We start from the raw sequence: 12,088 nt of genomic DNA on the forward strand, positions 1-12,088 counted from the left end.
ATAGCATACAAAAAAAAACGATTACGAAAACAATGAGCGAATCCCAAAATATAGAATGGAAACGAAGCTGGCATGACGACTATCTGAAATGGATATGCGGTTTTGCCAATGCAGTTGGAGGAATTATCTACATCGGAAAGGATGATGATGGTGTGGTAACCCATTTGGAAAATCACAAAGCACTGATGGAGTCGCTTCCCAATAAAATTAGAGAAAACTTGGGCATTATTTGCGATGTCAATTTGCATGATGAAGCGGGTAAAAAATATATCGAAATCAGAGTCAATCCGTATTCGGTTCCCGTGTCGCTCCGGGGGCGATACTATTACCGTTCCGGCAGTTCCAAGATGGAAATGACCGGTAACACCCTTAATGAGTTTCTGCTCAAAAAAGCAGGTAAAACTTGGGATGATGTCATTGAGGAAGGTGCCAATCTGGATGACATAGATGACAACAGTATAAAGACATTCGTCAAAGATGCCTTAAAAAGTGGTCGTATGCCCAATGATATTGGAGAACTTTCTACCGTGGAGCTTTTGGAAAAAATTCGTTTGCTCGATCACGGTAAACTTAAAAGAGCTGCTATCATCTTGTTTGGTAAAGATCCTAATCGTTTTTATCCCAACATCAAAGTAAAAATAGGTCGTTTTGGCGTCAACGATGCCGACTTGCGTTTTCAGGAAGTGGAAGAAGGCAATATTATCGAATTACTGAAAACAGTTCCCAATCAGTTAAACTACAAGTTTTTTACCAAACCTATCGATTTCGAAGGCTTACTGCGTATCGAAAAAGACGAATACCCCGTGGCGGCCGTACGAGAGATGCTTTTGAATGCTTTGGTACACCGTTCCTATATGGGCTCGATGATTCAAATGCGTGTATATGATAACAAATTGAATATATGGAACGAAGGTTTACTGCCTGAAGGAATGGACTTCGAAAGCCTAAAACACCACCATATTTCACGCCCTAGAAATCCGCTGATAGCTGACGTTTGTTTCAAAGCGGGTTATATTGATTCTTGGGGGCGTGGTACTTTAAAGATTTATGAAGCCTGTAAAGAGATGGACTTGCCGGAACCGGAAATTATTTCGATGGATGGTGGTATACTGGTTACTGTTTATAAAGATCCAAATATTCAAGCCACCCAGCAAGTCGGTAGTCCAATGGAAGATTCAACAAAGTCTATTGAACAAATCCAAAAGGAATTTGGGTTGTTATCAGACCGAATTACTCTCGGGAAGGAAAAAAATATTGACTTTTTACGGGGTAATTACGGGGTAATTACGGAAGAAATGCGGAAGAAATACGGAAGAAGTTCGGACGAAATTCGGACGAAATTCGGAGAAAAGTCGATTTACACCGTCTTTCTAATATTACTCAATAATAACATAACCGCAAATGAGATTGGCAAGGTGTTGGGAGTAACACAACGAAGCATCGAAAAATACATCGGAACTCTAAAAAACGATTCTATTATTGAACGTATAGGTCCGGATAAAGGAGGACATTGGAAAATAATACCGAAAAAATGAAATTTACCGAATCACAATTAGAAAAGGCATTTATATCATTACTGCTAGAAGAGAAAATGACTCATCTTGCAGGCGGGGAGGTACGTAAAACAGAATTCAATGGTTTAGCAGAACCGCCAACTGTGTATGGCCATGCAGTAAGTGAAAAAGTCTTGATTATAGAGGATTTGAAAAATTACTTGCAAAGCCAATACAAGGCGGAAAATATCACCGAAAACGAAATCGATTCCATTATAAGGGATTTAGATCGTTTGCCTGCTTCTGATTTGTATGAAACCAACAAAACCATTATGAAAATGGTAAGTGATGGTTTCCTATTGAAACGTGAAGACCGTAACCAAAAGGATGTTTATATTCAGTTGATAGATTATTCACAGGAGGATAACAACATCTATAGTATTGTCAATCAATTGGCAATTAAAGGGTACGAAATGCGTATCCCCGATTTAATTCTGTACATCAACGGATTGCCTCTGGTGGTTTTTGAATTCAAAACTGCCATTCAGGAAAATACAACAATCCATGATGCTTACGTACAGTTAACCACAAGATACAAAAGAGACATTCCTGAACTCTTCAAATACAATGCATTTTGTGTCATTAGTGACGGAGTGAATACCAAAGCCGGTTCTTTCTTTGCACCTTATGAATTCTTTTATGCTTGGCGTAAAATTGAAGGTATGGTCAATGAAGTGGATGGTATCGATGCCATGTTTACACTAATCCAGGGTATGTTCAATCGCAATAGATTAAGAAACATTATTCAAAATTTCATTTATCTTCCCGACAGTTCCAAGAAAAATGAAAAAATAGTTTGTCGTTACCCTCAATATTATGCCGCGATTAAACTCTTTGAAAATATAAAAATACATCAACGTCCTGAAGGTGACGGAAAAGGCGGTACTTACTTTGGTACTACTGGTTGTGGCAAAAGTTACACGATGTTGTACCTGAGTCGTTTGCTGATGAGAAGCACTTATTTTGGAAGTCCAACCATTGTATTGATAACCGACAGAACTGATTTGGATGACCAATTATCAGGACAATTTACAAATGCCAAAGGATTTATCGGTGATGAAATGATTGTCAGTGTAGAAAGCAGAAGCCAACTAAGGGAACTATTGCAAGGCAGAAATAGCGGAGGGGTGTTCCTGACGACCATTCATAAGTTTACGGAAGATACCCGATTATTGACCGACAGAAATAATGTAATCTGTATTTCCGACGAAGCACACCGCAGTCAGACCAATCTTGATCAGAAAATAAAAGTGACCGAGAATGGAGTTTCAAAAACTTTTGGCTTTGCTAAATATTTACACGATTCCCTGCCTAATGCTATTTATGTAGGTTTTACAGGAACTCCCATTGATGCTACTATTGATGTATTTGGTGACATAGTAGATACTTATACAATGAAGGAATCTGTAATCGATGAAATTACGGTGCGTATTGTTTATGAAGGCCGTGCGGCCAAAGTCCTGCTCAATAACGGGAAACTTCAGGAAATTGAAGAATACTATAACCGCTGTGCCGAAGAAGGCAGTAACGAGCATCAGGTGGAGGAAAGTAAAAAAGCCATGGCACAAATGAATGCCATTATTGGTGATCCTACACGATTGAAAACCGTAGCCGAAGATTTTGTAAAACATTATGAAAACAGAATTGCTGAAGGGGCGACTGTAAAAGGAAAAGTAATGTTTGTTTGCAGTAGCCGTCCCATCGCTTACGAATTATACAAAAACATTTTGGAACTCCGTCCGGAATGGGGAGAAGTAAAAATTACAGAAGATGGCATAGTCCTTTCCGAAAAAGAACAAAAGGAAATCAAACCAATGGAACGTGTAAAAATGGTCATGACCAGAGGCAAAGATGATCCAGAAGTATTATACAATCTGTTAGGAACCAAGGAAGACCGTAAGGAGTTAGACCGCCAATTTAAAAATGAAAAATCCAATTTTAAAATCGCTATTGTGGTCGATATGTGGCTGACTGGTTTTGACGTGCCTTTCCTGGATACGATGTATATAGACAAACCGATACAAAGGCACAATCTTATCCAAACCATTTCAAGGGTTAACCGAAAATTTGAAGGTAAAGAAAAAGGCTTGGTAGTGGATTATATTGGAATCAAAAAACAAATGAATTTGGCTTTGGCGCAGTACAGCAGTACCGATGCTCAAAATATTGAAGACATTGAACAATCCATAGTAGTGGTTAAAGACCAATTGGATTTACTGGCTAAACTGTTCCATAAATTCGATAAATCAAACTATTTCAAGGGTTCACCCATAGATCAATTACGAACCTTAAATCAGGCAGCAGAGTTTGTCCAACTTACCCAAGAGCTAGAAAAAAGGTTCATGTATATTGTAAAAAGATTAAAATCAGCTTACGATATATGTTCCGGTAGTGGTGTATTCGATGAAGCGGAAAAAGACGAAATTCATTTCTATTTAGCCGTTCGCTCGATAGTGTTCAAACTCACCAAAGGAGTGGCACTGGATACTGCGCAAATGAACAACAAAGTGCGACAGATGCTACAGGAGGCCATTGAGAGTAATGGTGTGGAAGAAATTTTTAAACTGGGAGAAGCGAATCAAACTGAGGTGGATATTTTCTCAGAGGATTATATGGCCAAGATTGATAAAATCAAGCTGCCTAATACCAAAATCAAGCTTCTACAAAAACTATTGGCTAAAGCTATTGATGATGTAAAGAAAATTAATAAGATAACTGGAATTGACTTTTCTAAGCGCTTGCAATTCATCGTTGATAAATACAACGAAAGAAAAGAAAGTGATGTATTGCGAAGTGAAGTATTGGAAGACTTCACAGATGAAATCATAGACTTGTATTATGCTTTGAAAAAAGAAAAGGAATCTTTTAAAGGCCTCGGAATTGACTTTGAGGAAAAAGCCTTTTATGACATCCTAAAAACACTGGCCGTTAAGTATGATTTCGTATATCCCGAGGATAAATTAATTCCTTTAGCAAAAAAAGTAAAAGAAGTAGTTGATGACAAAGCAAAATATACAGACTGGAGTAAACGGGATGACATCAAAGCCGAATTAAAAGTAGGCTTAATTATACTTTTAGCTGAAAACGGTTATCCACCTGTAGATAGAGACGAAGTTTATAAAGAAATTTTTGAACAGGCGGAGAACTTTAAGAAATATCAAAACAATTAAAATGGCAGACCAAGCTAAATTTCAAAAAATGCTGGAAGTGTTACTGCTATTAGATTGCCAATATGGTAGAACCATTGCAGAACTGTCAGAGCGATTTGAAATATCACATCGAACGGTTTATAGATATCTTGATACTTTCAAACACGTTGGTTTTGTCATTGAGAACAACAATGGCTATTTTAAAATTGACAAAGAGAACACTACGGTTCAGGAAATTAGTGATTTGTTGCATTTTTCTGAAGAAGAGGCCTTTATTTTGAGTAAAGCAATTCATAGCATAGATGATAATGATGAATTAAAAATCAAATTAGTTAAGAAATTATATAGTCTCTATGATTTTGACCGTGTTATCCATGCCATTGCAAAAAAGGAAGAAAGTGAGAATATTTATTCTTTACTGCAAGCCATAAAACAACAAAAACAAGTAGTTTTACAATCGTATAAGTCCAGTAATAGTAAAAACATTAGAGATAGAATTGTAGAGCCTATTGATTTTACTGTTAATTATACAGGAGTTTGGTGTTACGATGTTGAAGATGGCACCAATAAAGTCTTTAAGACTTCAAGAATTAAGCAAGTTATTTTACTTGAATCTTCCTGGAAATTCAAACCTAAACATAAAAAAGGAATCATTGATATTTTTAGAATACAAAGTTTTGAACCAGTGCCTGTCAATTTGGAACTCTCATTAGTAGCCTATAACTTGATTATAGAAGAGTATCCATTGTCTGAGAAATACATCACTAAGATAACGGATAGTTTATATCGTTTGGAATGTGAAGTTGGCAATTTTTTAGGTGTTGGTCGTTTTATTCTAGGACTTCTTGGAGAAGTTAAAATTATTGAGCCAAAAACATTAAAAGATTATGTTCAAGAGCGTCTGAATGCCTACAAAGCTTGATTTAAAAGTAATTTATTCAGATTATAAATAGATTATTTATTTTTTTCCTTTAATATATTTGCAACTAATCTAATAATAGATTAATTAAAATTATGTCAACATCAGTCGAGATAAATAATATCCAACTATTCAAATCTGTTTTTACAGGAAGAGAAGATGTGTTTGCTGTTCGATGGGAAAAAGGGAGCAAAAGTGGCTATATGCCAGCCTATTTTTATGCCCCATACCGTTACCGAGTTCATAAAATGAATGGTGGCACTTTTCAAAATTATTTGGATAAGGAGCATTTACTACTTTCTGAAAGGGAAATTGAAAAACACTTAAACGGCGAACAGCATATTGGAATTTATCCGCTGCTTAAAGACAATACTTCTTGGTTTATTGTTGCCGATTTTGATAAAGTCGAATGGGTTGAGGACTGCAAAAAGTTTATAAATGCTTGTAATGAAAAGGGAATTTCTGCCTATTTGGAACGTTCTCGTTCGGGTAAAGGCGGTCATGTTTGGATATTTTTTGAACAACCTTATCCAGCTATAAAAAGCAGAAAGATTTTCATTTCAATTTTAGAGCAAACAGGAGTTTTTTCTTTATTTGACAAGAGCTCCAGTTTTGATAGAATGTTTCCTAATCAGGATTTTTTGTCCGGAAAAGGATTTGGTAATTTGATAGCTCTTCCGTTATATAAGAAAACCTACGAACAAGGAAACAGTTGTTTTATTGATGTGGAAAGTCTAGAACCAATTCCGAATCAATGGGATTTTATAAAGAATATTCAAAAAATTTCGACAATAAAACTTGATGAACTGCATCAAATTTATAATGCACAACAAGATATTCTTGCTTCGATTGTTCCAAAATTACACAATGAAAAATTAACTATAAGATTAGCAAACGACATAAAAATTAATCGCTTTGCCATTTCAACTGCATTAATTAATTTTCTGAAAGAAGAATTAAATTTTCTAAATACGGAATTTTTAGTCAAAAAGAAGATTGGAAAAAATACTTTTGGGACACAACGTTATTTCAAACTAGTTGAAGAAACGGAAAACGAAGTAATCATTCCTCGAGGTTTTATTGGTAAAATAATTCGATTTTGTAGAGAAAATAAAATTGAATATGATTTTAAGGATGAAAGGAAAAAATTAAAAGAAGTTTCTTTTTTATTCAACGCACAACTCCTAGAACATCAGCAAATAGTGATTGATGCGATTGGAAAGAAAGATTTAGGAATTATCGTTGCTCCACCGGGTTCAGGAAAAACTATTGTCGGGCTAAAAATTATTGCAGAGAAAAAGCAACCTGCATTAATAATCACTCATCGCAAACAAATTGCCGACCAATGGATTGAAAGAATTGAAACTTTTCTTGGAATTCCAAAAAATGAAATTGGAAAAATAGGTCAAGGCAAAACCAAAATCGGTAAGCAAATAACTGTTGCTATGATCCAGAGTTTATCAAAAGAATTAGAGAAACCTGATACCGGAAAAATTTTGAATGCTTTTGGGACTATCATTGTGGACGAATGTCATCATATCCCTGCTGAAACATTTAGAAATGCAATTTCAAAATTACAAACCTTTTATTTGTATGGCTTAACAGCAACGCCATTTCGAAAATACAATGACAGTAAACTTATTTTTATTCATTTAGGCGAAGTAATTGCTGAAATAAAATCAAACGAAATAAGCACATCTAAAAGACCAAAAATTATCATTCGAAACACTGAACTTGATGTGCCATTCAATTCAAAAACAGACAAATTTGAAACTTTATCAAAAATTCTAGTTCACGATTCTACTCGAAACAAATCAATTCTTGAAGATGTGATTAATGAATTGAAATTTGACAAAAAAGTTGTTATTATTACAGAACGTAAAGAACATATTGACTCGCTAAATCTATATTTAAAACAATCTTACGAAGTAATCACTTTAAGTGGTGAAGATTCTGAAAGTGCCAAAAATTCAAAATGGAAATTACTAAAGGAAGGAAATTATCAAGTATTAATCACCACTGGTCAATTCTTTGGAGAGGGAAGCGATTTGCAAAACACCAATTGCCTATTTCTTGTTTATCCTTTTTCTTTTGAGGGCAAATTAATTCAATACATCGGTAGAGTCCAACGATCGGAAATAGCTCCAACTATTTACGATTATCGAGACATCAAGATTGATTACTTAAACAAAATGTTTCTGAAGAGAAATACCTATTACAGAAAAATAGATAAACTAGCTACCTTATTTGATGAACCCGAAGAGGAAATTACTGTTTCAAAAGACTCTTTCGTCATTGATCAAAAAATAAAGATTTCTTTTGAAAAACTTGAATTTAGATACGGAAGTATTGCTTTTAAATTTGCTATTTCGGAAATGAAAACAGAACTTGAATTTGATATTGAAAATTTTGAAATTAGACCAGAATTTGAAGTTTTGAAAGATTATTTCTCTAAGACACTCAAAATTAAAAACATTACTGCTATAATTCACGCTGAATTTGAAAACGGAAAATTGATTTCACAATTGGCGCTATCTAACGATTTAGAAAAAATAACTCAAAAATTGATTGAAGGAGTGAAGTTTAAATTCATTGCAAAGACATTCTTAGGCAAAGCAAACACAATAGATCAAGAAAATTTGCTGGATATTAATCAATTGCAGAATGAAAATCACAAAAAATTATATGAGTCGGGAGATGAATTATTGAATGATTTTTTGAAGAATCAAAATTACAAACACCAAACGCATTTACAATATTTAGCCAAGCATCACGAGAGAACTATTCTTAAAATCCGATTCGTTTTGAATCCATTTTCATTTGTTTTCCTTCTAGCGGGAAAAACGGGATTTCATATTGTTTTAGAAACCTTAAATACAGAAGAAGCAACCTATATTTGGCATTTTGACAAAGACAGACAATTTATTCCCGATATATTAAAACAAATTGACAACTACCTAAATACCATTAGAAATAACGGCAGACAAGCTTTTATAGAAAATCCGCCCGATAATTTCAGTAAAGTACTTCACGATTATTCCACGGATAGAAAAGGTTTTATTATTTGGAAAAATTTGATTGAAGAGAGGCTAATTTAAAAAAAATCTGTATTGACAAATACCTATCATAAGCATAGATAAAGCATAGATAAAGCATAGATAAAGCATAGATAAAGCATAGATAAAGCATAGATAGTGTATGAAATAGGGGGACAGTGTTCTTTTAACATAAAATCGTGACCCTCTTAGTAGACACTATCCTAACCTCTTATTGAATTTAAATGCCGTTTAAATCATTATAAATTTATTTAAAACCCTGTCATTTTTTACTTAAACATTTAATATCTATAAAAATTATTTTCCTTTTTTTTAATCTGAATGAGATCTTCTTTATCGGATTCATATAATAGTATATCCTCTTTTTTTATCATTGGATCAAACCAATCTGTTTTGTCTTTTGCCCATTTTAACCAATCTTGTAATTCAATTGTGAGTTGATTGTTTAATGACGCTTTAGTTTCTAACTCATTCAAGTATTCTCTAACTATTTTGGCTTTGTTGTGATATATTGCATTATTAAATAATTCTTTTGTTCTCTGGAGTTCAACCTCTCTTTTCTTCTGGAATTCCTTTCTTATTTTTTCCTCCTCTTCCATTTTAACATGATGCAACCTGCATTCTTCTCTCCATACGAACTCTTCCTTTGCTTCTAATTCAATCTTAGCAACAATTTTAGCTAACTGGTTTTCTAATTTTACAGTACCATCACTCCATTCTTTAGCCTTATAACTTTCCCCAATTTTTATAATTAAAATACCTGTTGGAATGTAAGTAGATGATCCATAAGGTTTATCCGAAGGAATTCTTTTATTCTTTTCTCTTATTTCAAAATGAAATTCAACATCGTTTACTACAATACGTGGCCCTCTTTTATTTATATCTCTTCTAAATGAATGACCTCTGTATCTTAGTAATTTTATAAACGTATCCATTATTCTTAGAGCCCTACTATAATTATCGGGGACTACAAAAATGGAAACAGTATCAATTTTTTCATCCCTATAATAATGGTCATTCTTTCTTTTATCGTGAAATGTTTTAGTATTTTGAATTAAAATGTCTGGATTACTTAATTTTTCAGGAACAATTAAAGGGGATTTAGAATCACTTAAGATTTCTTTCGATCTTATAGTAAGTGGAGATTGGTCTACATTAACGAGATTTCCATCTTCTCGTATACTTAATATGATTTTATCTTCTCCATCAAAAAGTGAGTTAAATTTTGGCTTCTCAATTTCTTTATTGAACTTCAATTTCATCCAATAGCCATTATCAGGCATAGGGATTTCGAATAGCTTGCAGAGTTTTTTTAAACCTTCATTTGAAAAAGCATATTGTAATGTCAGCTTGCTAAGTGATGTTGACCACACCAAATCATATAATTCTTTCCTTGTAAACTCCTTTGTTTCCATAAACTTCCTTTTATAATAATTTCTATTAAATTTATAGAAAGTCTTTTAGATATTGAGTGGAAAATCTTGAAAAATCTAACGAATTTATTGATGATTTTTATTTAAATAAGTTTTCGTGAATTATGGTTTTCCGTAATAAGATGATACTTTTATTGATGTTATTTGTATCTAGAATATAGGCTTTTCAAGAAGTCTCGTTAAAAATAATTTTAATCTAAACACGTATCATGGAAAAAATTCAAGCAATTAAACCAGGTCCAAAACCTAAAACACCAGATGGCACACCAGATGAAAGAAGAAGAGTGACACCACCAAATCAGCCAAAACATCCTATTTTAAAGCCTCATATACATAAGCCAAAAGATTGAGAGCGTTAGTCTAACTGGGATTCGAAGCGCAAGGCAACCTATTTTATATTTTCAAAAAATGTCAAAATAGGTATCAAGTGTTCGATTGCAGTCCCTGACAGCCCACAAGTTTAACAACAAATGGTTTCAAAAGCCGATAAATCTTATGATTTATCGGCTTTTTGCTTTTGGGCATATCTCAAATTATTCATTCAATCTTAATGGAAAAGGAACAAAATCGAGACTCTGAAAATTTTACAATTTAGGGTCTCGCTAAATGGTCTCAATCCTTGCAAATAGTCGTACTAACAACCAGTTTAATGCTTGTTCAGAATATGTACATCTTGTTTGCTATTCTTTAGAAAATTAAATTGAATACTAATTAAAAGGTCACCATTATGAAAGCAAAAATCACTTTACACATTTATGCGAAAACCACAAAAGCTAATGCAGTAGGACAATTACCAATCTATATTCGACTAACGGTTGACGGACAACGTTTCGAGTTTAGTTCCAAAAAATTCATTGAAAAATCGAAATGGTCTCCGGAATTATCCAAAATGAAAGGCAACTCAGAAGAAGCTAGAACAATAAACAACTATCTCGATTTAATAAAATCTAAAGTTTTTGATATTCAAATAGAACTTATCCATAAAAACGAAGAATTATCTCTGGAGAATTTCAAATCAAGAATTTTAGGAACCCATCAGCGAGAGCGAATGATAATTCCAATTTATCAAAATCACAATGATAAAATAGAAGAACTTATTGGTAATGGCTATGCTTATGGAACATTAGAACGCTTCAAAATATCTTTGAAACACCTACAAGAATTCATTTTATGGAAATACAATGTTTCAGACATCAGCATCAATAAAATTGATTACGCCTTTATAACCGAATTTGAATTCTATTTGAGAAGCGTTAAAAAATGCAACAACAATACTGCTGTAAAATATGTTCGAAATTTAAGGAAAATAATTAAGATTTGCTTAGATAACGATTGGTTAGATAAAAATCCTTGCAGTCGCTACGAAGGAAAAATGAAAGAAGTGGAACGAGATTTTCTTTCTGAAGAAGAACTAAATAGAATTTACAACAAACGATTTTCATCAGAGCGATTGACAATAGTGAAAGACATTTTTATATTTTCCTGCTATACTGGATTGGCTTACGTTGACGTAAAAGGTCTAAAGAAAGACCATATAGCAATAGGTATTGATGGCGAAAAATGGATTTTTAAAAATCGTCAAAAAACCGATACCAAGTCAAAAATTCCGGTATTGCCAATTGCCCAAGAAATCATTGAAAAATATGCCAACCATCCAAAATGCTTAAATGAAGATAGAATCTTACCAATTTTGACTAATCAAAAGATGAATGCTTATTTAAAAGAAATTGGGGATTTATGTGATATTTCAAAAGAAATTACTTTCCATATGGCAAGACATACTTTTGCAACCTCTGTAACCCTTACAAATGGAGTACCTATTGAAACTGTAAGCAAAATGCTTGGTCATAAAAACATACAGACTACCCAGCATTATGCAAAAATTTTAGATAAAAAAGTGAGTGAGGATATGCAAATTTTGAGAGATAAATTTTTAACTTGTAAAAGCAAACTCAAAGCAATCAATTAAATTTTATTT

7 protein-coding genes are annotated in these 12,088 nt (G+C 33.4%); 6 read left to right on the forward strand and 1 reads right to left on the reverse strand.

What is annotated here, in order from left to right:
* Window positions 1–32: 32 nt before the first annotated feature.
* The 4 genes from IRZ80_RS06030 to IRZ80_RS06045 all read left to right on the forward strand — a co-directional run bounded on the left by IRZ80_RS06030 (window position 33) and on the right by IRZ80_RS06045 (window position 8,719).
* Entirely contained in the window at window positions 33–1,535 is a 1,503-nt protein-coding gene (locus IRZ80_RS06030; protein WP_194640658.1) for an ATP-binding protein, read from the forward strand.
* The gene (locus IRZ80_RS06035; protein ID WP_194640659.1) at window positions 1,532–4,723 is read left to right on the forward strand and encodes a type I restriction endonuclease subunit R; all 3,192 of its coding nucleotides are present in this window, start codon (window positions 1,532–1,534) and stop codon (window positions 4,721–4,723) included. Before IRZ80_RS06030 ends, IRZ80_RS06035 begins: the two co-directional genes overlap by 4 nt.
* Window position 4,724: 1 nt before the next feature.
* Window positions 4,725–5,624 (forward strand): helix-turn-helix transcriptional regulator, encoded by a 900-nt coding sequence (locus IRZ80_RS06040; protein ID WP_194640660.1) that lies wholly within the window; start codon window positions 4,725–4,727, stop codon window positions 5,622–5,624.
* Between the two features lie 92 nt (window positions 5,625–5,716).
* Window positions 5,717–8,719 (forward strand): DEAD/DEAH box helicase, encoded by a 3,003-nt coding sequence (locus tag IRZ80_RS06045; RefSeq protein WP_194640661.1) that lies wholly within the window; start codon window positions 5,717–5,719, stop codon window positions 8,717–8,719.
* A gap of 239 nt (window positions 8,720–8,958) precedes the next feature.
* Here the strand turns inward: IRZ80_RS06045 and IRZ80_RS06050 are convergent, their stop codons facing one another.
* Window positions 8,959–10,092, reverse strand: a complete 1,134-nt coding sequence (locus IRZ80_RS06050; protein ID WP_194640662.1) for a hypothetical protein — start codon at window positions 10,090–10,092, stop codon at window positions 8,959–8,961.
* Window positions 10,093–10,319: 227 nt separating this feature from the next.
* Here IRZ80_RS06050 and IRZ80_RS06055 point away from each other — a divergent pair, with 227 nt between their 5' ends.
* Together IRZ80_RS06055 and IRZ80_RS06060 are read left to right on the forward strand one after the other, a co-directional pair.
* On the forward strand, window positions 10,320–10,460 hold the full coding sequence (locus IRZ80_RS06055) for a hypothetical protein (protein ID WP_194640663.1): 141 nt from the start codon (window positions 10,320–10,322) through the stop codon (window positions 10,458–10,460).
* 377 nt (window positions 10,461–10,837) lie between these two features.
* Window positions 10,838–12,079 carry a site-specific integrase gene (locus IRZ80_RS06060; RefSeq protein WP_194640664.1) on the forward strand — a complete coding sequence of 414 codons (1,242 nt, stop codon included), beginning with the start codon at window positions 10,838–10,840 and terminating at the stop codon, window positions 12,077–12,079.
* Window positions 12,080–12,088: the final 9 nt, after the last annotated feature.

The sequence above is a fragment of the Flavobacterium sp. HJJ genome (genome assembly GCF_015351475.1).
Classification (GTDB): Bacteria; Bacteroidota; Bacteroidia; order Flavobacteriales; family Flavobacteriaceae; genus Flavobacterium; species Flavobacterium marginilacus.

Excerpts from the sequence above, each read along its gene's own strand:
- IRZ80_RS06050 (WP_194640662.1), bottom strand. The coding sequence starts at position 10,092 with ATGGAAACAAAGGAGTTTACAAGGAAAGAATTATATGATTTGGTGTGG.
- IRZ80_RS06055 (WP_194640663.1), top strand. The coding sequence starts at position 10,320 with ATGGAAAAAATTCAAGCAATTAAACCAGGTCCAAAACCTAAAACACCA.
- IRZ80_RS06060 (WP_194640664.1), top strand. The coding sequence starts at position 10,838 with ATGAAAGCAAAAATCACTTTACACATTTATGCGAAAACCACAAAAGCT.
- IRZ80_RS06045 (WP_194640661.1), top strand. The coding sequence starts at position 5,717 with ATGTCAACATCAGTCGAGATAAATAATATCCAACTATTCAAATCTGTT.
- IRZ80_RS06035 (WP_194640659.1), top strand. The coding sequence starts at position 1,532 with ATGAAATTTACCGAATCACAATTAGAAAAGGCATTTATATCATTACTG.
- IRZ80_RS06030 (WP_194640658.1), top strand. The coding sequence starts at position 33 with ATGAGCGAATCCCAAAATATAGAATGGAAACGAAGCTGGCATGACGAC.
- IRZ80_RS06040 (WP_194640660.1), top strand. The coding sequence starts at position 4,725 with ATGGCAGACCAAGCTAAATTTCAAAAAATGCTGGAAGTGTTACTGCTA.